This is a genomic window from Citrobacter sp. H12-3-2, assembly GCF_009649895.1.
GTDB lineage: Bacteria > Pseudomonadota > Gammaproteobacteria > Enterobacterales > Enterobacteriaceae > Citrobacter > Citrobacter portucalensis.
In genome coordinates, this window is sequence record NZ_CP045837.1 from 4,452,361 (window position 1) to 4,474,341 (window position 21,981).

The 21,981-nt window shown below is 51.1% G+C and carries 24 protein-coding genes; 14 read left to right on the forward strand and 10 right to left on the reverse strand.

What is annotated here, in order from left to right; all coding sequences use genetic code 11:
• Positions 1-110 precede the first annotated feature (110 nt).
• The gene (gene epmA, locus GHC22_RS21175; protein ID WP_153753866.1) at positions 111-1,088 is read right to left on the reverse strand and encodes an elongation factor P--(R)-beta-lysine ligase; all 978 of its coding nucleotides are present in this window, start codon (positions 1,086-1,088) and stop codon (positions 111-113) included.
• 324 nt (positions 1,089-1,412) lie between these two features.
• Between epmA and frdA the strand changes: the two genes are divergently transcribed.
• From frdA to frdD, 4 genes are read left to right on the forward strand one after another with little or no spacing between them, the layout of a single operon-like run.
• On the forward strand, positions 1,413-3,203 hold the full coding sequence (gene frdA / locus GHC22_RS21180) for a fumarate reductase (quinol) flavoprotein subunit (RefSeq protein WP_003830519.1): 1,791 nt from the start codon (positions 1,413-1,415) through the stop codon (positions 3,201-3,203).
• Complete coding sequence (frdB, locus tag GHC22_RS21185; protein WP_003025540.1) at positions 3,196-3,930, forward strand: fumarate reductase iron-sulfur protein; 735 nt, start codon at positions 3,196-3,198, stop codon at positions 3,928-3,930. Before frdA ends, frdB begins: the two co-directional genes overlap by 8 nt.
• 10 nt (positions 3,931-3,940) lie before the next feature.
• On the forward strand, positions 3,941-4,336 hold the full coding sequence (gene frdC, locus GHC22_RS21190) for a fumarate reductase subunit FrdC (RefSeq protein WP_003025537.1): 396 nt from the start codon (positions 3,941-3,943) through the stop codon (positions 4,334-4,336).
• Positions 4,337-4,346: 10 nt separating this feature from the next.
• Positions 4,347-4,703 carry a fumarate reductase subunit FrdD gene (gene frdD / locus GHC22_RS21195; protein WP_003025535.1) on the forward strand — a complete coding sequence of 119 codons (357 nt, stop codon included), beginning with the start codon at positions 4,347-4,349 and terminating at the stop codon, positions 4,701-4,703.
• A 41-nt stretch (positions 4,704-4,744) separates the two neighbouring features.
• Here frdD and ampR read toward each other — a convergent pair whose 3' ends face one another.
• Positions 4,745-5,620 (reverse strand): LysR family transcriptional regulator AmpR, encoded by an 876-nt coding sequence (ampR, locus tag GHC22_RS21200; RefSeq protein WP_020996269.1) that lies wholly within the window; start codon positions 5,618-5,620, stop codon positions 4,745-4,747.
• A 131-nt stretch (positions 5,621-5,751) separates the two neighbouring features.
• Between ampR and GHC22_RS21205 the strand changes: the two genes are divergently transcribed.
• Together GHC22_RS21205 and GHC22_RS21210 are read left to right on the forward strand one after the other, a co-directional pair.
• A complete protein-coding gene (locus GHC22_RS21205; protein ID WP_063859757.1) occupies positions 5,752-6,897 on the forward strand; it encodes a class C beta-lactamase CMY-122 in 1,146 nt (381 codons plus the stop codon).
• Positions 6,898-6,990: 93 nt separating this feature from the next.
• Complete coding sequence (locus GHC22_RS21210; protein ID WP_001221666.1) at positions 6,991-7,524, forward strand: lipocalin family protein; 534 nt, start codon at positions 6,991-6,993, stop codon at positions 7,522-7,524.
• Here GHC22_RS21210 and sugE read toward each other — a convergent pair.
• Positions 7,521-7,838: a quaternary ammonium compound efflux SMR transporter SugE gene (sugE, locus tag GHC22_RS21215; RefSeq protein WP_000118520.1), complete on the reverse strand. Its 318-nt coding sequence runs from the start codon at positions 7,836-7,838 to the stop codon at positions 7,521-7,523. The genes GHC22_RS21210 and sugE overlap by 4 nt on opposite strands.
• A gap of 256 nt (positions 7,839-8,094) precedes the next feature.
• Between sugE and GHC22_RS21220 the strand changes: the two genes are divergently transcribed.
• Positions 8,095-8,694: a LuxR C-terminal-related transcriptional regulator gene (locus tag GHC22_RS21220; RefSeq protein ID WP_153753867.1), complete on the forward strand. Its 600-nt coding sequence runs from the start codon at positions 8,095-8,097 to the stop codon at positions 8,692-8,694.
• 30 nt (positions 8,695-8,724) lie between these two features.
• Here the strand turns inward: GHC22_RS21220 and ecnB are convergent, their stop codons facing one another.
• The 3 genes from ecnB to efp form a co-directional block, all read right to left on the reverse strand.
• Positions 8,725-8,871 (reverse strand): lipoprotein toxin entericidin B, encoded by a 147-nt coding sequence (ecnB, locus tag GHC22_RS21225; RefSeq protein WP_003025482.1) that lies wholly within the window; start codon positions 8,869-8,871, stop codon positions 8,725-8,727.
• Positions 8,872-8,978: 107 nt separating this feature from the next.
• Complete coding sequence (ecnA, locus tag GHC22_RS21230) at positions 8,979-9,113, reverse strand: lipoprotein antitoxin entericidin A (protein WP_048236299.1); 135 nt, start codon at positions 9,111-9,113, stop codon at positions 8,979-8,981.
• 57 nt (positions 9,114-9,170) lie between these two features.
• The gene (gene efp / locus GHC22_RS21235) at positions 9,171-9,737 is read right to left on the reverse strand and encodes an elongation factor P (RefSeq protein WP_003025478.1); all 567 of its coding nucleotides are present in this window, start codon (positions 9,735-9,737) and stop codon (positions 9,171-9,173) included.
• Positions 9,738-9,778: 41 nt separating this feature from the next.
• Between efp and epmB the strand changes: the two genes are divergently transcribed.
• Both epmB and yjeJ read left to right on the forward strand, forming a co-directional pair.
• A complete protein-coding gene (gene epmB, locus GHC22_RS21240) occupies positions 9,779-10,807 on the forward strand; it encodes an EF-P beta-lysylation protein EpmB (protein WP_048236301.1) in 1,029 nt (342 codons plus the stop codon).
• A gap of 183 nt (positions 10,808-10,990) precedes the next feature.
• Positions 10,991-11,854, forward strand: coding sequence for a YjeJ family protein (yjeJ, locus tag GHC22_RS21245; protein WP_153753868.1), 864 nt, complete (start codon positions 10,991-10,993; stop codon positions 11,852-11,854).
• Between the two features lie 88 nt (positions 11,855-11,942).
• On the opposite strand, the gene GHC22_RS21250 is transcribed toward yjeJ, so the two are convergent.
• The 3 genes from GHC22_RS21250 to GHC22_RS21260 all read right to left on the reverse strand — a co-directional run bounded on the left by GHC22_RS21250 (position 11,943) and on the right by GHC22_RS21260 (position 14,529).
• Complete coding sequence (locus GHC22_RS21250; RefSeq protein WP_003025468.1) at positions 11,943-12,296, reverse strand: DUF4156 domain-containing protein; 354 nt, start codon at positions 12,294-12,296, stop codon at positions 11,943-11,945.
• 252 nt (positions 12,297-12,548) lie between these two features.
• Positions 12,549-14,192, reverse strand: a complete 1,644-nt coding sequence (gene groL / locus GHC22_RS21255) for a chaperonin GroEL (RefSeq protein WP_003830576.1) — start codon at positions 14,190-14,192, stop codon at positions 12,549-12,551.
• Between the two features lie 43 nt (positions 14,193-14,235).
• Positions 14,236-14,529 (reverse strand): co-chaperone GroES, encoded by a 294-nt coding sequence (locus GHC22_RS21260; RefSeq protein WP_000027827.1) that lies wholly within the window; start codon positions 14,527-14,529, stop codon positions 14,236-14,238.
• A gap of 275 nt (positions 14,530-14,804) precedes the next feature.
• Between GHC22_RS21260 and yjeH the strand changes: the two genes are divergently transcribed.
• On the forward strand, positions 14,805-16,070 hold the full coding sequence (gene yjeH, locus GHC22_RS21265) for an L-methionine/branched-chain amino acid transporter (protein WP_008785985.1): 1,266 nt from the start codon (positions 14,805-14,807) through the stop codon (positions 16,068-16,070).
• A gap of 49 nt (positions 16,071-16,119) precedes the next feature.
• Here yjeH and GHC22_RS21270 read toward each other — a convergent pair whose 3' ends face one another.
• A complete protein-coding gene (locus GHC22_RS21270; protein ID WP_003025457.1) occupies positions 16,120-16,596 on the reverse strand; it encodes an FxsA family protein in 477 nt (158 codons plus the stop codon).
• Positions 16,597-16,934: 338 nt separating this feature from the next.
• Here GHC22_RS21270 and aspA point away from each other — a divergent pair, with 338 nt between their 5' ends.
• The 4 genes from aspA (at position 16,935) to GHC22_RS21290 (ending at position 21,949) form a co-directional block, all read left to right on the forward strand.
• Complete coding sequence (gene aspA, locus GHC22_RS21275) at positions 16,935-18,371, forward strand: aspartate ammonia-lyase (protein ID WP_003830668.1); 1,437 nt, start codon at positions 16,935-16,937, stop codon at positions 18,369-18,371.
• 115 nt (positions 18,372-18,486) lie between these two features.
• Positions 18,487-19,788, forward strand: coding sequence for an anaerobic C4-dicarboxylate transporter DcuA (gene dcuA, locus GHC22_RS21280; RefSeq protein WP_003830670.1), 1,302 nt, complete (start codon positions 18,487-18,489; stop codon positions 19,786-19,788).
• 128 nt (positions 19,789-19,916) lie between these two features.
• Positions 19,917-20,264: a divalent cation tolerance protein CutA gene (cutA, locus tag GHC22_RS21285; protein ID WP_003025447.1), complete on the forward strand. Its 348-nt coding sequence runs from the start codon at positions 19,917-19,919 to the stop codon at positions 20,262-20,264.
• A complete protein-coding gene (locus GHC22_RS21290) occupies positions 20,240-21,949 on the forward strand; it encodes a protein-disulfide reductase DsbD (RefSeq protein ID WP_153753869.1) in 1,710 nt (569 codons plus the stop codon). The genes cutA and GHC22_RS21290 overlap by 25 nt, the downstream gene beginning before the upstream one ends.
• Positions 21,950-21,981 lie beyond the last annotated feature (32 nt).

Sequence of the window (21,981 nt, forward strand, 5' to 3'; positions counted from 1 at the left end):
CCTAAACGATATCAAATATCCAGGTGTAAATTGTGGCTATTAGAGGGGAAATGAAAAAATATGCTACAAAGTGGCGATTAAGCCACCACTTTGTATTGCAGAAGAGTAAGTTATGCGCGATCGACGGTAAATGCGATTACCTCGGCCAGGCTCTCTGCGCCCAGCGCCAGCATCACCAGACGGTCAACGCCCAGCGCCACGCCTGAGCAATCCGGCATGCCGACTTTCAGCGCTTCCAGCAGGTTGGTATCGATAGGTTGCTGTGGTAAGCCTCGTGCGACACGTTTGCGGTTATCCTGTTCAAACCGCTGCTGCTGTTCGCGCGCGTCGGTTAATTCATGGAAACCATTCGCCAGCTCAATACCTTTGAAATAAACCTCGAAACGTTCAGCCACGCGGTGATCTTCGGTACTGATTTGCGCCAGTGATGCCTGGCTGGCCGGGAAATGATACACAAACGTCGGCTTGTCTTTACCAATATGCGGTTCAACACCCATCGTAAACAGCAGTTGCAGTAAGGTATCCCGGTCTTCTTCGGTATCAGCGATATTGCTGAGATCCAATTTCGCCGCCACTTCCCGCAGTTGGGTTTTATCCGCAGACAGCGGGTCAATCTCCAGATGGCGCTGGAAGGCCTGCTGGTAAGAAAGGCTTTCCGCAGGTGAGCAGTCCAGCACCTGCTGGAGCAAATCATCCACTTCATTCATCAGGCGATACATATCGTAGTGCGGACGATACCACTCAAGCATGGTGAATTCAGGGTTATGATGGCGCCCCATCTCTTCATTACGGAAGCTGCGGCACAGTTGATACACCGGGCCGCATCCTGCCACCAGCAGGCGCTTCATATGGTATTCAGGGCTGGTCATTAAATAGAGATTCATTCCCTGGGAGTGTCCAGGGCCAACGAAACGCGTTTCGAACGGGAACAGGTGGATGTCCGTTACCGTTGCCTGACTCATACAAGGGGTCTCAACCTCAAGCACGCCACGATCGGCAAAAAAGCGGCGAATCTCCGCTATAATTGCTGCACGTTTCAACAGATTGGGGATGGACGCGCTCGGCTGCCAGGTTGCCGTTTCGCTCATGGTTGTTTCTCCGATTTATGACAAGGGCACGAAGTCTACTCGTATCGCGCTAACGAGACAAATTTCAGGCAGCACTAATCATCACTGGCAATTGGATAAAAAAAGCGACTTAGGGTGGTTTAGTAATTAAATTAATCAAATTCAATGATAATTCCCCCCTATGACACGCTAAAAAAATCGAACACGTCAAATTTCCCGCACATCCCTAAGACTATACTATTGTACCTATAAAGGAGCAGTGGAAACGCGTTCATAACCTGTTTGAAGCCGATGAAGCATCTGATTTCAGGCAGGGATGAAATAACAACAATCTGGAGGAATGTCGTGCAAACCTTTCAAGCCGATCTTGCCATTATAGGCGCCGGTGGCGCGGGATTACGTGCTGCAATTGCTGCCGCACAAGCAAATCCCAACGCTAAAATCGCACTGATCTCAAAAGTGTACCCAATGCGCAGCCATACCGTTGCTGCCGAAGGCGGCTCTGCTGCTGTCGCGCAGGATCATGACAGTTTTGACTACCATTTTCACGATACGGTAGCAGGCGGAGACTGGCTGTGTGAGCAGGATGTCGTGGATTACTTTGTCCACCACTGCCCAACTGAAATGACGCAACTGGAACAATGGGGCTGCCCATGGAGCCGTCGTGAAGACGGTAGCGTCAACGTACGTCGCTTCGGCGGCATGAAAATCGAGCGTACCTGGTTTGCCGCGGATAAGACCGGCTTCCACATGCTGCATACGCTGTTCCAAACATCTTTGCAGTTCCCGCAGATTCAGCGCTTTGACGAACACTTCGTTCTGGATATCCTGGTTGACGACGGTCATGCTCGCGGCCTAGTCGCCATGAACATGATGGAAGGCACGCTGGTGCAAATCCGTGCTAACGCTGTCGTGATGGCAACGGGCGGCGCAGGTCGTGTTTACCGTTACAACACCAACGGCGGCATCGTAACCGGCGACGGTATGGGCATGGCGCTGAGCCACGGCGTTCCGCTGCGTGATATGGAATTCGTTCAGTATCACCCAACAGGTCTGCCAGGCTCCGGTATCCTGATGACTGAAGGCTGCCGTGGTGAAGGCGGTATTCTGGTTAACAAAAACGGCTACCGTTATCTGCAAGACTACGGCATGGGTCCGGAAACCCCGCTGGGCGAGCCAAAAAACAAATACATGGAACTCGGTCCGCGCGACAAAGTTTCTCAGGCGTTCTGGCACGAATGGCGCAAAGGCAACACCATTTCCACTCCGCGTGGCGATGTGGTTCACCTCGACCTGCGTCACCTCGGCGAGAAAAAACTGCTCGAACGTTTACCGTTCATCTGCGAACTGGCGAAAGCTTACGTGGGTGTCGATCCGGTTAAAGAACCGATCCCGGTACGTCCGACCGCGCACTACACCATGGGCGGTATCGAAACCGATCAGCACTGTGAAACCCGCATTAAAGGTCTGTTCGCTGTCGGCGAATGTTCCTCTGTTGGTCTGCATGGCGCTAACCGTCTGGGCTCTAACTCCCTGGCAGAACTGGTGGTCTTCGGTCGTATGGCCGGTGAGCAGGCAGCAGAACGCGCTGCAACGGCTGGCGCTGCAAACAGTGCCGCTCTTGATGCACAGGTTGCTGGCGTTGAAAAACGTCTGAAAGATCTGGTTAATCAGGAAGGTAACGAAAACTGGTCTAAGATCCGTGACGAAATGGGCCTGTCCATGGAAGAAGGTTGCGGTATCTACCGTACGCCGGAACTCATGCAGAAAACCGTTGATAAGCTGGCGGAACTGCAGGAACGCTTCAAGCGCGTACGTATCACTGATACCTCCAGCGTCTTCAACACCGACCTGCTGTATACCATCGAACTGGGTCACGGTCTGAACGTTGCTGAATGTATGGCGCACTCTGCTCTGGCGCGTAAAGAATCCCGCGGCGCGCACCAGCGTCTGGATGAAGGCTGCACCGAGCGTGACGATGTGAACTTCCTCAAACACACCCTCGCCTTCCGCGATGCTGACGGCACGACTCGCCTGGAATATAGCGACGTGAAAATCACCACTCTGCCACCGGCTAAACGTGTTTACGGTGGCGAAGCGGAAGCAGCCGATAAGAAGGAGAAGGCGAATGGCTGAGATGAAAAACCTGAAAGTTGAGGTGGTGCGCTATAACCCGGAAACCGATACCGCGCCGCACAGTGCTTTCTACGAAGTTCCTTATGATGAAACCACGTCACTGCTGGATGCGCTGGGTTACATCAAGGATAACCTGGCACCGGACCTGAGCTACCGCTGGTCCTGCCGTATGGCGATCTGCGGCTCCTGCGGCATGATGGTCAACAATGTACCGAAACTGGCGTGCAAAACCTTCCTGCGTGATTACACCAACGGCATGAAGGTTGAAGCGCTGGGCAACTTCCCGATTGAGCGCGATCTGGTCGTCGACATGACGCACTTTATCGAAAGCCTGGAAGCGATCAAACCGTACATTATCGGTAACCCGCGTACACCGGATCAGGGTCCAAACACCCAGACTCCGGCGCAGATGGCGAAGTATCATCAGTTCTCCGGTTGCATCAACTGTGGTCTGTGCTATGCCGCGTGTCCGCAGTTCGGCCTGAACCCTGAGTTCATTGGACCGGCTGCGATTACGCTGGCGCATCGTTACAACGAAGATAGCCGCGACCACGGTAAGAAGGAGCGTATGGCTCAGTTGAACAGCCCGAACGGCGTCTGGACCTGTACTTTCGTGGGCTACTGCTCCGAAGTCTGCCCGAAACACGTCGATCCGGCTGCGGCCATTCAGCAGGGTAAAGTTGAAAGTTCAAAAGACTTTCTTATCGCTACCCTGAAACCACGCTAAGGAGTGCACGATGACGACTAAACGTAAAGCCTATGTGCGGCCAATGACGTCCACCTGGTGGAAAAAGCTGCCATTTTATCGTTTTTACATGCTGCGTGAAGGCACGGCAGTTCCGGCAGTCTGGTTCAGCATTGAACTGATTATCGGCCTGTTTGCACTCAAGCATGGTGCAGAGTCCTGGATGGGCTTTGTCGCCTTTTTGCAAAACCCGGTGGTGGTAATCCTTAACATTATCGCCCTGGCAGCAGCGCTGCTGCATACCAAAACCTGGTTTGAGCTGGCGCCAAAAGCAGCCAACATCATCGTAAAAGACGAAAAAATGGGGCCAGAGCCGATCATCAAAGGTCTCTGGGCAGTTACTGTGGTTGCGACAGTAGTCATACTGTTTGTTGCCCTGTTCTGGTAAGGAGTCCGGAATGATTAATCCAAATCCAAAACGCTCTGACGAACCCGTATTCTGGGGCCTGTTTGGTGCAGGCGGTATGTGGAGCGCAATCATTGCGCCAGTAATGATCCTGCTGGTAGGCATTATGCTGCCGCTGGGCTTTGTTCCTGATGCTTTCAGCTATGAACGCGTACTGGCATTCGCTCAGAGCTTCATCGGACGTGCGTTTCTGTTCCTGATGATCGTTCTGCCGCTGTGGTGTGGTTTACACCGTATGCACCACGCGATGCATGACCTGAAAATCCACGTGCCTGCTGGCAAATGGGTATTCTATGGACTGGCAGCAATCCTGACCGTCGTAACGGCTATTGGCATTCTGACCATCTAAGTACATGCGTTAATTATCAGGCCCGCCATTGGCGGGCCTTTTTATTTGTGCAGCATTCCTGTCAACCAACGGGAAAATTCACGCATCGCCGGTGTCTCCGGACGCGATTGCAAACGCGTTATCCAGTAACTTCCCAAATCAATCTGCGTTAAAAACGGTTGAACGATTCGTTCCCTACTGAGTAAATGCGTGAACATTCTGACTGGTGCAATTGCCACACCGATCCCCGCCTGCGCGGCTTCCAGCATGGTGACGGACGAATCAAACACCACCACGTTGTGCGTCGGTGACGGGGGCGCCTCTCCGGCGGCCTGCATCCAAAGCGTCCATTCATCCCGCCGATACGATCGTAATAACGGAAATTTCAGGATGTCCGCAGGCGTTTGAATCTGCGAAGCCAATGTTGGCGAACACAGTGGAGACATCAACGCGCTACATAAATATTGCGCGTCGGTATCGTGCCAGGCTCCCCCTCCGTAGCGAATGGTATAATCCAGCCCTTCGGCAGCGGGATCCACGCGGTTATTATGGGTAGAAATATGCAAATCAATATGCGGGTAACTGCGCTTAAAATCGCCCAGTAGAGGAAACAGACACCCAACCGCAAAGGTCCCCACCACGCCAATTTTAAGTTTTTCCTGGGTCTGTTTGGTGGCAAAACGATCCAGCATCCCCGCCATACGATCGAAAGAGTCATTAAGTACAGGTAACAGACTTTCCCCTTCAGTCGTCAACATTAATCCACGAGAACCGCGCACAAAAAGCTGACAATTTAGCTGCTGCTCCAGCGCTTTTACATGCTGACTGATGGCAGAATGCGTCACGTTGAGCTCAATCGCGGCGCGGGTAAAACTGAGATGTCTGGCCGCGGCTTCAAAAGCCCGCAGCGAGTTAAGAGGGATATAGCTACGCGTCATCATCCGGCCTGTTAGAAAAACTTATATCTGCTGCTAAATTTAACCGTTTGTCAACACGGTGCAAATCAAACACACTGATTGCGTCTGACGGGCCCGGACACCCTTTTGCTTTTAATTACGGAACTGATTTCATGATGAAAAAATCGTTATGCTGCGCTCTGCTGCTGACAGCCTCATTCTCCACGTTTGCCGCCGCCAAAACAGAACAACAGATTGCCGATATCGTTAATCGCACCATCACCCCGTTGATGCAGGAGCAGGCTATTCCGGGTATGGCCGTTGCCGTTATCTACCAGGGAAAACCCTATTATTTCACCTGGGGTAAAGCCGATATCGCCAATAACCACTCAGTCACGCAGCAAACTCTGTTTGAGCTAGGGTCGGTCAGTAAGACGTTTAACGGCGTGTTGGGCGGCGATGCTATCGCCCGCGGCGAAATTAAGCTCAGCGATCCGGTCACGAAATACTGGCCAGAACTGACAGGCAAACAGTGGCAGGGTATCAGCCTGCTGCACTTAGCCACCTACACGGCAGGCGGCCTGCCGCTGCAGATCCCCGATGACGTTACGGATAAAGCCGCATTACTGCGTTTTTATCAAAACTGGCAGCCGCAATGGACTCCGGGCGCTAAGCGTCTTTACGCTAACTCCAGCATTGGTCTGTTTGGCGCGCTGGCGGTGAAACCCTCAGGTATGAGCTACGAAGAGGCAATGACCAAACGCGTCCTGCAGCCATTAAAACTGGCGCATACCTGGATTACGATTCCGCAGAACGAACAAAAAGATTATGCCTGGGGCTATCGCGAATGGAAGCCCGTACACGTTACTCCTGGACAACTTGATGCCGAAGCCTATGGCGTGAAATCCAGCGTTACCGATATGGCACGCTGGGTTCAGGTCAACATGGACGCCAGCCGCGTTCAGGAGAAAACGCTCCAGCAGGGCATTGCGCTTGCGCAATCTCGCTACTGGCGTATTGGCGATATGTACCAGGGATTAGGCTGGGAGATGCTGAACTGGCCGCTGAAGGCTGATTCGATCATCAACGGCAGTGACAGCAAAGTGGCATTGGCAGCGCTTCCCGCCGTTGAGGTAAACCCGCCCGCCCCGGCAGTGAAAGCCTCATGGGTGCATAAAACGGGATCCACTGGTGGATTTGGCAGCTACGTTGCCTTCGTTCCAGAAAAAAACCTTGGCATCGTGATGCTGGCAAACAAAAGCTATCCTAACCCTGTCCGTGTCGAGGCGGCCTGGCGCATTCTTGAAAAGCTGCAATAACTGACGATGAGGCCCAGGATATTGGGCCTCCTTTCTTTCTCTTTTTTTCCTGTTGTCATCTACACTTAACAAAAATACAGCAAGGAAAATCCCATGCGCATTTTGCCCGTCGTTGCTGCAGTTACGGCTGCATTCCTGGTTGTCGCGTGTAGCTCCCCGACACCGCCGAAAGGCGTTACCGTGGTAAATAACTTTGATGCCAAACGCTATCTGGGAACCTGGTATGAAATTGCGCGCTTCGACCATCGTTTCGAGCGCGGGTTGGATAAAGTGACCGCAACATACAGCTTGCGCGACGACGGCGGCATCAACGTTATTAACAAGGGCTATAACCCTGACAGGGAGATGTGGCAGAAAACGGAAGGGAAAGCCTATTTCACCGGCGACCCAAGCAGAGCCGCGCTTAAGGTTTCTTTTTTCGGCCCCTTCTATGGCGGGTATAACGTAATTGCACTCGACCGGGAATATCGTCACGCGCTGGTTTGTGGTCCGGATCGCGACTACCTGTGGATCCTTTCACGGACCCCTACTATTTCAGATGAAATGAAACAGCAAATGTTAGCCATCGCGACCCGGGAAGGGTTTGAAGTGAATAAACTGATTTGGGTGAAACAGCCTGGCGCTTAGTGAGTGCTCAGCTTCAGACCAATAATGCCAGCAACGATCAGCCCAAGGCTCAGCAAACGTGCCGGGCTGGCAGACTCACCCAGCAGTAAAATCCCTGTAATGGCAGCCCCAACAGCGCCAATACCGGTCCAGACCGCATAAGCGGTTCCTACAGGCAACGTGCGCATTGCCCAGGAGAGCATGGCGATACTGACGATCATCGCCGCAATAGTGATAATGCTTGGCGTAAGACGCGTAAAACCGTGGGTGTATTTCAGGCCAATCGCCCAGACAACTTCGAGCAAACCTGCAATTAATAAAACGATCCAGGACATATCAGGCTCCAGAACAATGGGGCCGTCCCCGGTGAAAGAAGCGTTTGCAGGTCGTCCTGCAAAGCTAATGTGTGAAATGGCATTTTTGCCCGGAAGAAAATGAATTTCAACCTTTTTATTCACCGCCTGCTAAAAGCAAGAATTAAGCATAATTAGCGGCGTAGTTCCCGCATTTGGCACTCATCGGAGTTCTCTATGATGAAGGGCTTTCTGAAACCAGAAAGTCGATTGCCCCTCTTCTGAATGCGAAACGTTTATGCTTAAAATTTTAGTGATTGACCGGTGCCACTTTACCCGCACAGGGATAGAGGCCTTGCTTAATCATTCTGGCAGGTTCAGCTCCTCATTTCTGGTATCAGGAATCAATAATCTCCTGTTAGCAAAAGAGCATATTTTGCAATGGAAACCGCATCTGGTGATCGCGGATTTATACAGTTTTATTAGCGAGACGCACTCCAGTCCGCCAATTAAACCTTTTTTTATGAGTTGTGGCGTCATCCCACTGATTTTACTGCAATCAGCAGACAGACAGCATGCCCCCATCGTGCACTCTCAATCCGTAGCCCATTCGGTCTTAACCAAGCACACCACGCTGAACACACTCTCCAACACAATTCAGGAAGCGCTTCAGGTTCGCCCCGCATTAGAAATAGCCAAAAACGCCACGCCTTTGCTTACGCCGCAGGAGGAGAAAGTATTATCAATGTGGATGGATGGTGTGAGTAACAATGCCATTGCCGCCGCGCTCAGCATTCATGGCAAAACAGTCTACACCTATAAGCGGAATATCCGTATGAAACTGCACCTGGGGAACCGCTTCTCGCCGTTCCTTTCACTCCCAAGGAAGGGTGATTAACGGTACGACACGACGTCGTACCGTTCTTCATTATTGCTGAGCTTTTGTCGCTGCACCAGAGATTGCGCTACCGCCTTCAGAGATATCCTGTCCTACGCCTCGTGTGGTATTACACGCGGTTAAAACGGAAGAAAGTACCAACACAGAAAAGATCGCAGCAATTGTCTTCTTAACCATAACGTCTTCCTTTTCTAGCCAATATTGTTTGTGTATAGCTACTTAATAATAGACAAGATCCGGGAGTGTGATGGATAAACACCAGTTTTTAAGACTATATGAAAGGATTAGCTGGCGGCGTGAGAAATTGAATTGCCAAGATGTTTGATGTCTTCACCGAAGCCGCGCGCGGTATTGCATCCCGTCATGAGGGTGCTGGTGAAAAGGAGTAGCATTACAAGACCGAGAAGACGTTTCATCATTCCTGCCCTGGAAAAAGTATGGCGCAGCAACCTGCGCCATAAGATCAAATGGAAAACTTATTTTACGCGAGAAACGTATTCGCCGGAGCGGGTATCCACTTTGATCACTTCGCCGATCTGTACGAACAGCGGAACTTTAACAACTGCGCCGGTAGACAGGGTAGCCGGTTTGCCGCCAGTACCAGCGGTATCGCCTTTCAGACCTGGGTCGGTTTCAACAACTTCCAGCTCAACGAAGTTCGGCGGAGTTACGGAGATCGGCTGACCGTTCCACAGGGTCACGATGCATTCAGCCTGGTCCAGTAGCCATTTAGCGTTATCGCCTACCGCTTTCTCGTCTGCAGCCAGCTGTTCGAAAGTGGTGTTATTCATAAAGTGCCAGAACTCACCGTCGCTATACAGGAAGGTCAGGTTCATGTCGGCTACGTCTGCGCCTTCAGCGGAGTCAGTAGACTTGAAGGTTTTCTCTACGCGAGTACCGGTCAGCAGGCGACGCAGCTTAACGCGCGCAAACGCCTGGCCTTTACCTGGTTTAACGAATTCGCTGGCTTCAACCGCATAAGGTTCGCCGTCCAACATGATTTTAAGACCAGCACGAAAATCGTTGCTATAGTACGTTGCCATAAGGCCCTCTGAAAATTGTTAACTGGTAGCTAAGCCACAAAATGGCGCATATTGTAACCCTAAATACCCCATCCAGAGAAGATTGGTTATCGCAACTTGCCGATGTTGTGACCGATCCCGATGAACTTCTGCATCTTTTGAACATAGATGCAGATGAAAAACTGTTGGCCGGACGCGACGCGAGACGGCTTTTCGCCCTGCGCGTGCCGCGTGCGTTTATTGCCCGCATGGAGAAAGGCAACCCGGACGATCCGCTTTTACGTCAGGTACTGACTGCCCAGGAAGAGTTTGTGGCCGCGCCAGGCTACTCAACCGATCCACTGGAAGAACAGCACAGCGTGGTTCCCGGTCTGCTGCATAAATATCGCAATCGGGCACTGCTGCTGGTTAAAGGCGGTTGCGCGGTAAATTGTCGCTATTGCTTCCGCCGGCATTTCCCATACGCCGAAAATCAGGGCAATAAGCGCAACTGGCAGGTCGCCCTCGACTACATTAACGCGCACCCTGAGCTGGATGAAATCATCTTCTCTGGTGGCGATCCGTTAATGGCCAAGGACCACGAACTGGACTGGTTGCTCACGCAACTGGAAGCTATCCCGCACATTAAGCGTCTGCGTATTCACAGCCGTTTGCCGATAGTGATCCCGGCGCGCATTACAGAAGGACTGGTCGAGCGCTTTGCGCACTCCTCCTTGCAGATTCTGCTGGTCAATCACATTAACCATGCCAATGAAATTGATCAGACATTTCGCCAGGCGATGAGCAGTCTGCGCGCCGCGGGCGTTACGTTACTCAACCAAAGCGTATTGCTGCGTGGCGTGAACGATAACGCACAAACCCTGGCTAACCTTAGCAACGCACTGTTTGATGCCGGTGTGATGCCCTATTACCTGCACGTGCTGGATAAAGTGCAGGGTGCCGCACACTTTATGGTCAGCGACGATGAAGCGCGTCGCATTATGCGTGAGCTTCTGACGCTAGTTTCCGGCTATATGGTCCCCAAACTGGCGCGTGAAATTGGTGGAGAGCCAAGTAAAACACCGCTGGATCTGCAGTTACGTCAACAATAGCTATTACTGAGTGTCCGATTCCGGACACTCACCACGATTACTTATTATTTAAATCCCCACAAGTGGAGCCTCGCTTTTAATCTGTGCTATTTTAATTAGCGCAGTTCAATTATTCATTCGTAAATTTTATCAATAGTTTCAAATGCAGAATATTAATAAATATATGGTTAGGGAGAACCTTTTATGGCTATAAGTATTAAGGGCGTTAATACTGGCATTATTCGCCAAAAGAATGAATTTGTTGCCATGGCATTAAAAATAAAAGAACCAAGAAACAAAGAATCTCTCTTTTTTCTCTCTCCACTTGGACTTAGAGACCTGCTTATCGCGCTGGAGAGCCGGCTGTACGCCATTTCACAGCTAAACACAGACGAGCGTATGCAATATGAAAAGACATGTGATAAAGCCAGCAAAAAAATGCACGAGAATATTCCGTCAATTCAGGAAGATGAACTAAAAAATGCGGATATTAACCGTCGCATAAATTCGCTGATGTTAGTGGATGACAAAGGCGAGAATTTAACATTTTCTCTGACGTTACATGACGGACAAACATGCGAATTACTGGTTAATGAATTACAGATTCAGGTGTTGGCGCATGCAATTATTCACGCAATAAATAATGCTGGCATGAGAGAACTCGCGCTACAAATAACATCGCTGCTGGATTTCCTGCCGCTGTACGATGTTGATTGTCAGCAAAACGACAATCTGGAATACGACTCTTATACACAACCCGAATGGAAACATAACCTGTTTAATCATTATCTGGCGATTATTTACCGCTATACAGACAATAAAGGAAAAGCCCAGTTCTGTGGTTCGGTAGTGAAAACTCGCGTCCTTTCCGGTAGCAAAGAAGCCGAAGCCATTACTCGCCGTCTTCTCGACTTCAGCCCGCGGCTGAAAAAACTTGCCGGTGTACCGTGCCAGGTGTTTGTCAGAACGTTGACGGGTGATAAGACGCAAAAGCTCAATCAGGATCAGTGCCTGCGCGCATTGCATCATTTACGCGTTCAGTCTGCGCATAAGACTCAGAATGCCTGATGGCGCTGCGCTTATCAGGCCTACGATCATTCGTACCGTAGGCCGGATAAGACGCTTTAGCGTCGCCATCCGGCATCAGCAGCAGTTCTCAATTAGGGCACTTATAAACCTGTCCAATCATCTCGCTGGCGGTAGGAACAAAGCTGGACAGCATTCCCTGCGATGGGCTGCTGACGCCATAAATCACGTTACCGCCCATTGCCGCAGCCTGGTTACGCAGATCGTTTGCTGCGCCACGCATTGAGCCACCCTCTTCGCCGTGCTGGCCTGAAAGCCAGTTGCTTTGCTTACCGGTTGCGGTGCCTATCAGTTGGCACTCTGCGCCAGGCTTGTCTTCAACAAAACGTACGCTTTGCCCGGCTGAACTCAGTTCATTGCTGGAGCTACAACCCGCCATCAGTAGCGCGGCACCAACGATCCCTGCTAAATATTTCACGTGCATGTCATTCCCCATATTCAATTAGTTGGACCTTATGTCCGTAGCTGAATCATATACTAAAAAGATGACCAAAAGAAAAACCCCCAGACATTTCTGCCCGAGGGTTTCTCAATTCTGGGAGATGAGCACCCAAATCATTCTGGTTGCAGGAAGGCGGCCAGTTTGTTAATCCCCAGGAGCTTACTCAAGTAAGTGACTGGGGTTAGCAAACGCAGCCAACGCATCTGCGGCCTGAAGGATGCAGGGTGTAGGCAATTACATCATGCCGCCCATTCCACCCATGCCACCCATACCGGCAGCACCTAAGTCAGGCGCATCGCCTTTCGGCAGGTCGGTAACCATGCACTCGGTGGTGATCATCAGACCCGCAACAGAAGCCGCGTACTGCAGAGCAGAACGAGTTACTTTGGTTGGATCCAGAATACCCATGTCGATCATGTTACCGTATTCTTCAGTTGCAGCGTTGTAACCGTAGTTACCGTCACCCGCTTTTACGGTGTTAGCCACTACAGACGGCTCTTCGCCGCAGTTCAGTACGATTTGACGCAGTGGGGATTCCATTGCGCGCAGCGCAACTTTGATACCTACGTTCTGGTCTTCGTTCTGACCTTTCAGGCCGGCAATTTTAGACGCAACGCGAATCAGCGCAACACCACCACCAGCAACCACGCCTTCTTCTACCGCAGCACGGGTAGCGTGCAGGGCATCTTCAACGCGGGCTTTCTTCTCTTTCATTTCAACTTCAGTCGCAGCACCAACTTTGATAACCGCAACGCCGCCTGCCAGTTTCGCTACGCGCTCCTGCAGTTTTTCACGGTCATAGTCAGAAGTTGCTTCTTCGATCTGCTGACGAATCTGAGTCACGCGACCCTGGATTGCAGCTTCGTCGCCCACGCCATCGATGATGGTGGTGGTATCTTTGTTGATAACAACGCGTTTCGCCTGACCCAGATCTTCCAGAGTTGCTTTTTCCAGCTCCATACCGATCTCTTCAGAGATAACGGTACCACCGGTCAGGGTAGCGATATCCTGCAGCATTGCTTTACGACGATCGCCGAAGCCAGGTGCTTTAACCGCAGCGACTTTCACGATACCGCGCATGGTGTTAACAACCAGAGTTGCCAGCGCTTCGCCTTCAACATCTTCAGCGATGATCAGCAGCGGTTTGCCTGCTTTCGCTACAGCTTCCAGAACCGGCAGCATTTCGCGGATGTTGGAGATTTTCTTGTCAGCCAGCAGGATGAACGGGCTTTCCAGTTCTACTGCGCCAGTTTCCGGCTTGTTGATGAAGTAAGGAGACAGGTAGCCACGGTCGAACTGCATACCTTCAACCACGTCCAGTTCGTCCTGCAGACCGGTACCGTCTTCAACGGTGATCACGCCTTCTTTACCGACTTTGTCCATCGCTTCAGCGATCAGTTTACCTACGGTTTCGTCGGAGTTAGCGGAGATGGTACCAACCTGAGCAATAGCTTTAGAGTCGGAGCACGGTACGGACAGTGCTTTCAGTTCTTCAACAGCAGCAGCGACAGCTTTGTCGATACCACGTTTCAGATCCATCGGGTTCATGCCCGCAGCAACGGCTTTCAGACCTTCAGTGATGATGGACTGAGCCAGTACGGTTGCGGTGGTGGTACCGTCACCTGCAGCGTCGTTCGCTTTAGAGGCAACTTCTTTCACCATCTGCGCACCCATGTTTTCGAACTTGTCTTCCAGTTCGATTTCACGTGCTACGGAAACACCATCTTTAGTGATGGTCGGTGCACCGAAAGATTTATCCAGAACTACGTTACGGCCTTTTGGACCGAGGGTAACTTTCACTGCATCTGCCAGTACGTTTACGCCGCGCAGCATTTTCACACGAGCGTCGTTACCGAATTTTACGTCTTTAGCTGCCATTTTCTCTTTCCCTTAAATTCGTATGTTCAGTGTCGTTCGCGGATTAGGCTTCAACAATCGCCAGGATGTCGCTTTCAGACATGATCAACACTTCTTCATTGTCGATCTTCTCAGATTTAACTCCGTAGCCATCGTTGAAAATAACGATATCGCCGACTTTCACGTCCAGCGGCTGTACGGTACCGTTGTCCAGGATGCGACCCTTACCGACAGCGATGATTTCGCCACGAGTTGATTTACCTGCTGCAGAACCAGTCAGTACGATGCCGCCAGCAGATTTGGATTCAACTTCTTTACGTTTGACGATCACACGATCATGTAACGGACGAATACTCATTGATAGCTCTCCTTTGAGAAAGTCTTTATCAGTTATGGGTGACGCCGGCCCGTAAACGGTTTCCCGGCTAGTGACCAGAGAGATGGGGATGGGGTTTTGTGCCTTCAAGGGGGCAAGCGAAAAAAATTTTTTATCAGCAGAAAATCCCGTCAAAACGCCGACGCACCTCACATTTCATAACGATTTCAGTCACGTCGTCATAAGCAAATCTGATTGTGATACCATCAAAAATCTGCGCTGTAGCCCGGTCAATGGGCATAACCGGATAACAACTTATGAGCGGACTGAAACAAGAGCTGGGACTGGCTCAGGGCGTTGGCCTGTTGTCGACATCATTGTTAGGTACAGGCGTTTTTGCCGTCCCCGCGCTGGCCGCACTGGTTGCGGGCAACAACAGCCTGTGGGCATGGCCGGTGCTGATTGTTTTGGTCTTTCCCGTAGCGATTGTCTTCGCCGTACTGGGTCGTCATTTTCCCAGCGCAGGCGGTGTGGCGCATTTTGTCGGCATGGCCTTTGGCTCGCGCCTGGAGCGCGTCACCGGATGGCTATTTTTGTCGGTCATTCCTGTCGGTTTGCCTGCGGCATTGCATATCGCCGCCGGATTCGGTCAGGCGATGTTTGGCTGGCATGACGAGCAGCTTTTGCTGGCTGAGCTCGGTACGCTGGCATTGGTTTGGTACATCGGCTCTCGCGGCGCAAGCTCCAGCGCGAATCTACAAACGGTCATTGCAGGACTGATTGTTGCCCTGATTGTTGCTATCTGGTGGGCGGGCGATCTGACACCTGGCGAAATCCCCTTCCCTGCGATTACCGATATTGAGCTTCCCGGCCTGTTCGCCGCGTTGTCGGTCATGTTCTGGTGCTTTGTCGGCCTTGAAGCGTTTGCTCACCTGGCGTCTGAATTCAAAAATCCGGAGCGAGACTTCCCACGCGCACTGATGATCGGCCTGCTGCTGGCAGGGTCTGTTTATTGGGCATGCACTGTTGTCGTTCTCCATTTTGGTGCCTACGGCGAGCAAATGGCGGCCGCAGCGTCGCTGCCAGAGATCGTCGTGCAACTGTTTGGTGTACAGGCTCTGTGGGTCGCCTGCATCATTGGTTATCTGGCCTGTTTTGCCAGCCTCAACATTTATATACAAAGCTTCGCCCGGCTGGTCTGGTCACAAGCGCAGTATAAGCCGGAGAGTTATCTGGCTCGTCTGTCCCCCCGACACCTTCCGCGCAATGCGCTAAACGCCGTATTGGGCTGCTGCGTAATCAGTACTCTGTGCATCTATATGCTGCAAATCAATCTCGATGCGTTAATCGTCTACGCCAACGGCATCTTTATTATGATTTATCTGCTGTGCATGCTGGCAGGTTGTCGATTACTGAAAGGGCATTATCGCGTACTGGCAGTCATTGGCGGTCTGCTGTGCCTACTGCTACTGGCGATGGTCGGCTGGAAGAGTCTGTACGCGTTGATTATGCTGGCAGGACTGTGGCTGTTTTTACCCCGCAGGCCGGATAAGGCAACGTTGACGCCATCATCCGGCCTATAAACACTTTTGCCGGATGGCGCTAACGCTTATCCGGCCTACATACTGATGCTTAATCCCGACGATCGTCTTTATGTTCGATGCTGTCGCGCTTGTCATCCTTGCGCTGAAATTCACCATCAAAAGTCTCACCGCCACCCGTTCCGGCGCTAAAACCACCGCCAGGCATACGCGAAAAACGCAAATGTGGCAGCAGTTTCATCGTCAGATGTTTTTGCACCGGGGGTAATAAAAGAAGAAGACCGAGGAAATCGGTAAAAAATCCGGGCAGCACCAACAGCAGACCGGCAATAATCAGCGATACGCTTTTGATCATTTCTGCAGCCGGACTTTCACCTGCCGCCATTTTCTGTTGCATCAGTAAAAAGTTCTTAAATCCCTGATTACGAACCAGAGACATACCGATAACCGATGTAAAAATAACCAAAATCAGCGTCATCAGGACGCCCATCACATGGGCAACCTGAATAAAGATAGATATCTCTATGTAAACATAGAGAAAAATGGCAAGTAATGGTATCCAGCGCAAAGGGATCTCCTGTTAATAACAGCCGTTTTGTTCAACTTCTGTTCGAAAAATTATGTTAATCGCATCGATTTGATATTGTGGTGGTTAGCAAAATTTCAAGTGGCTTGTACACTAATATTTGGGGTTAATCACAAAGGGGTGATCCATTTCACAGAATAATAAATAAGGGGTAAATTCCACGCTTTAAGTGATCCAGATTACGGTAGAAATCCTGAACCAGCATATGATCTCGGGTATCAGACCGATGCAGGGGATAATCGTCGGTCGAGAAACAATCGAAATCACATATATCCTGTGTGTTTAGTCAAATCATTGGCAGCTTGAAAAAGAAGGTTCACATGTTAAACAACATTCGTATCGAAGAAGACTTGTTGGGTACCAGGGAAGTTCCAGCGGACGCCTACTACGGTGTCCACACTCTGAGAGCGATTGAAAACTTCTACATTAGCAACAACAAAATCAGCGATATTCCTGAATTTGTTCGCGGTATGGTAATGGTTAAAAAGGCAGCGGCTATGGCCAACAAAGAGCTGCAAACCATTCCTAAGAGTGTGGCAAATGCCATCATCGCGGCGTGTGATGAAGTCCTGAATAACGGAAAATGCATGGATCAGTTCCCGGTAGACGTTTACCAGGGTGGTGCGGGTACCTCCGTCAACATGAACACCAACGAAGTTCTGGCCAATATCGGTCTGGAACTGATGGGTCACCAGAAAGGTGAATATCAGTACCTGAACCCGAACGACCACGTTAACAAATGTCAGTCTACCAACGACGCATACCCAACTGGCTTCCGTATCGCTGTATACGCATCCATCATCAAACTGGTTGATGCACTGAACCAGCTGCGCGAAGGCTTCGAGAAAAAAGCTGTTGAATTCCAGGACATCCTGAAAATGGGTCGTACCCAGCTGCAGGATGCTGTACCGATGACCCTCGGTCAGGAATTCCATGCTTTTAGCGTACTGTTGAAAGAAGAAGTGAAAAACATTAGCCGTACCGCTGAGCTGCTGCTGGAAGTTAACCTCGGCGCGACAGCAATCGGTACTGGTCTGAACACGCCGAAAGAGTACTCTCCGCTGGCAGTACAGAAACTGGCTGAAGTCACCGGCTTCGCCTGTGTTCCTGCAGAAGACCTGATTGAAGCAACTTCTGACTGTGGCGCATACGTTATGGTGCACGGCGCACTGAAACGTCTGGCTGTGAAGATGTCCAAAATCTGTAACGACCTGCGTTTACTCTCCTCTGGTCCGCGTGCGGGTCTGAACGAGATCAACCTGCCGGAACTGCAGGCTGGTTCTTCTATCATGCCAGCTAAAGTGAACCCGGTTGTTCCGGAAGTCGTAAACCAGGTGTGCTTCAAAGTCATCGGTAACGACATCACTGTAACCATGGCATCTGAAGCTGGTCAGCTGCAGCTGAACGTAATGGAGCCGGTCATTGGTCAGGCAATGTTTGAATCCATTCACATTCTGAGCAATGCTTGCTACAACCTGCTGGAAAAATGCGTTAGTGGTATCACTGCTAACAAAGAAGTCTGTGAAGCGTTTGTATTCAACTCCATCGGCATCGTTACTTACCTCAACCCGTTCATTGGTCACCACAACGGCGACATCGTCGGTAAAATTTGTGCCGAAACCGGTAAGAGCGTACGTGAAGTTGTCCTGGAGCGCGGTCTGTTGACCGAGTCTGAACTGGACGATATCTTCTCTGCACAGAACCTGATGCACCCTGCTTATAAAGCAAAACGTTATACTGATGAAAGCGAACAGTAATCGTGTAGGGTAGTACCGGAGAAGGCACGTCATGATGACGTGCCTTTTTTCTTACTCGAAGTTACTTAAAAACAACAATTTAATATCAACTTGTTAAACAACAAGGAAGGCTAATATGATAGTTTTAGAACTTATCATCGTTTTGCTGGCAATCTTTTTAGGTGCCAGACTTGGGGGTATCGGTATTGGATTTGCAGGTGGGCTGGGTGTTCTGGTTCTCGCCGCTATCGGCGTAAAACCCGGTAATATCCCGTTCGATGTTATTTCCATCATCATGGCGGTTATCGCTGCCATTTCAGCTATGCAGATTGCAGGTGGTCTGGACTATCTGGTTCATCAAACTGAAAAACTGCTGCGTAAAAACCCGAAATACATCACGATCCTTGCACCTATCGTGACCTATTTCCTGACTATCTTCGCAGGTACCGGCAACATCTCTCTGGCAACGCTGCCAGTTATCGCCGAAGTTGCGAAGGAACAAGGGATCAAACCTTGCCGTCCGCTCTCTACTGCAGTGGTTTCTGCACAGATTGCGATTACGGCTTCTCCAATCTCCGCAGCCGTGGTTTACATGTCTTCCGTAATGGAAGGTCATGGCATCAGCTACATTCACCTGCTGTCCGTGGTCATTCCGTCCACCCTGCTGGCTGTTCTGGTCATGTCCTTCCTGGTAACTGCGCTGTTCAACTCCAAACTGTCTGACGATCCGATTTATCGTAAGCGTCTGGAAGAAGGCCTGGTTGAACTGCGTGGTGAAAGACAAGTTGAAATCAAAGCGGGCGCAAAAACTTCTGTTTGGTTGTTCCTGCTGGGCGTGGTTTGTGTCGTCGTATATGCGATCGTCAACAGCCCAAGCCTCGGTCTGGTCGCTAAACCGCTGATGAACACCACCAACGCAATCCTGATCATCATGCTGAGCATCGCGACGCTGACCACGATCATCTGCCGCGTTGAAACTGACTCCATCCTGAACTCCAGCACTTTCAAAGCCGGTATGAGCGCCTGTATTTGTATCCTGGGTGTTGCATGGCTAGGTGATACCTTCGTATCTCACAACATTGACTGGATCAAAGATACTGCAGGTAGCGTAATTCAGGGTCATCCGTGGCTGCTGGCTGTCATCTTCTTCTTTGCTTCTGCACTGCTGTACTCTCAGGCTGCAACCGCTAAAGCACTGATGCCGATGGCTCTGGCTCTGAACGTTTCCCCACTGACTGCTGTTGCGTCTTTCGCCGCGGTTTCTGGCCTGTTCATTCTGCCAACCTACCCAACTCTGGTTGCGGCAGTTCAGATGGATGACACCGGTACAACTCGCATCGGTAAATTCGTCTTTAACCATCCGTTCTTCATCCCGGGTACTCTGGGTGTGGTTCTGGCTGTCTGCTTCGGCTTCTTGCTGGGCAGCTTCATGCTGTAAGTTTTTCCTGCAGGGTGCCTGGGCGCCCTGCAGTTCCTCCTCCCCACCCCGCTTTAACTAACATCCTTCCCTCGTCCGTTGTATAGTGACCATTCTTTTGCTGGTTACTCTGTTCTTTCGAGGTGTTTATGCTTGATGTAAAGAGTCAGGATATTTCCATCCCCGATACCGTTGTGGTGCTCTGTACCGCCCCGGATGAAGCAACCGCCCAGGATCTCGCCGCCAAAGTGCTGGCGGAAAAGCTGGCTGCTTGCGTGACCCTGCTACCCGGTGCTACCTCCCTCTACTATTGGGAAGGCAAACTGGAACAGGAATATGAAGTCCAGATGATTTTAAAAACCACCGTCACACACCAGCAAGCCCTTCTCGATTGCCTGAAGTCACATCATCCGTATCAAACGCCTGAACTTCTGGTTTTACCCGTAACTCACGGAGACTTTGATTACCGCTCATGGCTCAACGCATCCTTACGCTGATCCTGCTGCTGTGCAGCACATCTACCTTTGCCGGATTATTTGACGCGCCTGGCCGCTCGCAGTTTGTTCCTGCCGATCGGGCGTTTGTTTTTGATTTTCAGCAAAACCAACACGATCTGAACCTCACATGGCAGCTTAAAGATGGCTACTATCTGTATCGCAAACAGATAAGCATTACGCCATCTCAGGCCGATATTGCTGAGGTAAAATTGCCGCCAGGCGTCTGGCATGAAGATGAGTTTTACGGCAAAAGTGAGATTTACCGTAAACAGCTGACTGTCCCGATCACGGTCAATCAGGCTAAGTCTGGCGCAACATTAACGGTCACATATCAGGGCTGCGCCGACGCTGGATTTTGCTATCCGCCAGAAACAAAAACGGTGCCATTAAGTGAAGTGTCTGCTGGTTCCGCGGCCGCCTCTGCGCCAGCCCCAGCCACTGCAGATCCGCAAGAGAAACCGCAGCCCACGGCCCAACTCCCCTTCTCCGCACTGTGGGCATTGCTGATCGGAATTGGTATCGCGTTTACGCCTTGCGTACTGCCGATGTATCCGTTGATTTCCGGTATCGTACTGGGTGGCAAGCAGCGCTTATCAACCGGACGGGCACTGCTGCTGACGTTTATCTACGTTCAAGGGATGGCGCTCACCTATACCGCGCTAGGTTTGGTTGTTGCAGCCGCCGGTTTGCAGTTCCAGGCTGCGCTTCAGCATCCCTACGTCCTGATTGGCCTTGCCGTCATCTTTACGCTGCTGGCTCTGTCGATGTTTGGCTTGTTCACGCTGCAACTGCCTTCATCACTGCAAACGCGCCTCACGCTAATGAGTAACCGCCAGCAAGGCGGATCTCCCGGCAGCGTCTTTGCGATGGGGGCGATTGCTGGCCTCATCTGTTCTCCTTGCACAACGGCCCCGCTAAGCGCGATTTTGCTATATATCGCTCAGAGCGGAAATATGTGGCTGGGAGGCGGTACGCTGTATCTGTACGCGCTGGGGATGGGCTTACCACTGATGTTGATTACCGTCTTTGGCAACCGCCTACTGCCTAAAAGCGGTCCATGGATGGAACATGTCAAAACCGCTTTTGGCTTTGTCATTCTGGCGCTTCCCATCTTCTTACTCGAACGTATCGTTGGCGACAAGTGGGGAGTTCGCTTATGGTCACTGCTAGGCGTCGCGTTCTTTGGCTGGGCGTTCATCACCAGCCTACAGGCAAAGCACGCCTGGATGCGTATCGTGCAGATTGTCCTGTTAGCCGCAGCACTGGTAAGCGTGCGTCCATTGCAAGACTGGACGTTCGGCGCGCCACATGCTCAAACCCAGGCACATCTCAACTTCACGCCGGTGGCATCGGTAGATGCGTTAAATCAAGCACTGGCGCAAGCTAAAGGCAGGCCAGTCATGCTGGATCTGTATGCCGACTGGTGTGTAGCCTGTAAGGAATTTGAAAAGTACACGTTCAGTAATCCGCAGGTTCAGCAAGCGCTAGGCAACACGGTGCTATTGCAGGCGGATGTGACAGCAAACAATACCCAGGATGTCGCTCTCCTGAAACATCTACAGGTTTTAGGTTTGCCGACTATCTTGTTCTTTGATGCCGAGGGGAAAGAGCACCCGGAAGCTCGGGTTACGGGCTTTATGGATGCCGCGACCTTCAGCGCACATTTGCGCGATCGCCAACCGTGAGCGACACTTGCAACAGGAAATACGGAGGAGAA

Coding starts and splice junctions, on each gene's coding strand:
- GHC22_RS21250 (WP_003025468.1), bottom strand. CDS start 12,296: ATGCACGTGAAATATTTAGCAGGGATCGTTGGTGCCGCGCTACTGATG.
- GHC22_RS21220 (WP_153753867.1), top strand. CDS start 8,095: ATGCTTAAAATTTTAGTGATTGACCGGTGCCACTTTACCCGCACAGGG.
- frdD (WP_003025535.1), top strand. CDS start 4,347: ATGATTAATCCAAATCCAAAACGCTCTGACGAACCCGTATTCTGGGGC.
- yjeJ (WP_153753868.1), top strand. CDS start 10,991: ATGGCTATAAGTATTAAGGGCGTTAATACTGGCATTATTCGCCAAAAG.
- epmA (WP_153753866.1), bottom strand. CDS start 1,088: ATGAGCGAAACGGCAACCTGGCAGCCGAGCGCGTCCATCCCCAATCTG.
- aspA (WP_003830668.1), top strand. CDS start 16,935: ATGTTAAACAACATTCGTATCGAAGAAGACTTGTTGGGTACCAGGGAA.
- dcuA (WP_003830670.1), top strand. CDS start 18,487: ATGATAGTTTTAGAACTTATCATCGTTTTGCTGGCAATCTTTTTAGGT.
- sugE (WP_000118520.1), bottom strand. CDS start 7,838: ATGTCCTGGATCGTTTTATTAATTGCAGGTTTGCTCGAAGTTGTCTGG.
- GHC22_RS21205 (WP_063859757.1), top strand. CDS start 5,752: ATGATGAAAAAATCGTTATGCTGCGCTCTGCTGCTGACAGCCTCATTC.
- ampR (WP_020996269.1), bottom strand. CDS start 5,620: ATGACGCGTAGCTATATCCCTCTTAACTCGCTGCGGGCTTTTGAAGCC.
- ecnB (WP_003025482.1), bottom strand. CDS start 8,871: ATGGTTAAGAAGACAATTGCTGCGATCTTTTCTGTGTTGGTACTTTCT.
- GHC22_RS21210 (WP_001221666.1), top strand. CDS start 6,991: ATGCGCATTTTGCCCGTCGTTGCTGCAGTTACGGCTGCATTCCTGGTT.
- yjeH (WP_008785985.1), top strand. CDS start 14,805: ATGAGCGGACTGAAACAAGAGCTGGGACTGGCTCAGGGCGTTGGCCTG.
- cutA (WP_003025447.1), top strand. CDS start 19,917: ATGCTTGATGTAAAGAGTCAGGATATTTCCATCCCCGATACCGTTGTG.
- groL (WP_003830576.1), bottom strand. CDS start 14,192: ATGGCAGCTAAAGACGTAAAATTCGGTAACGACGCTCGTGTGAAAATG.
- GHC22_RS21290 (WP_153753869.1), top strand. CDS start 20,240: ATGGCTCAACGCATCCTTACGCTGATCCTGCTGCTGTGCAGCACATCT.
- ecnA (WP_048236299.1), bottom strand. CDS start 9,113: ATGATGAAACGTCTTCTCGGTCTTGTAATGCTACTCCTTTTCACCAGC.
- GHC22_RS21260 (WP_000027827.1), bottom strand. CDS start 14,529: ATGAGTATTCGTCCGTTACATGATCGTGTGATCGTCAAACGTAAAGAA.
- frdB (WP_003025540.1), top strand. CDS start 3,196: ATGGCTGAGATGAAAAACCTGAAAGTTGAGGTGGTGCGCTATAACCCG.
- frdC (WP_003025537.1), top strand. CDS start 3,941: ATGACGACTAAACGTAAAGCCTATGTGCGGCCAATGACGTCCACCTGG.
- epmB (WP_048236301.1), top strand. CDS start 9,779: ATGGCGCATATTGTAACCCTAAATACCCCATCCAGAGAAGATTGGTTA.
- efp (WP_003025478.1), bottom strand. CDS start 9,737: ATGGCAACGTACTATAGCAACGATTTTCGTGCTGGTCTTAAAATCATG.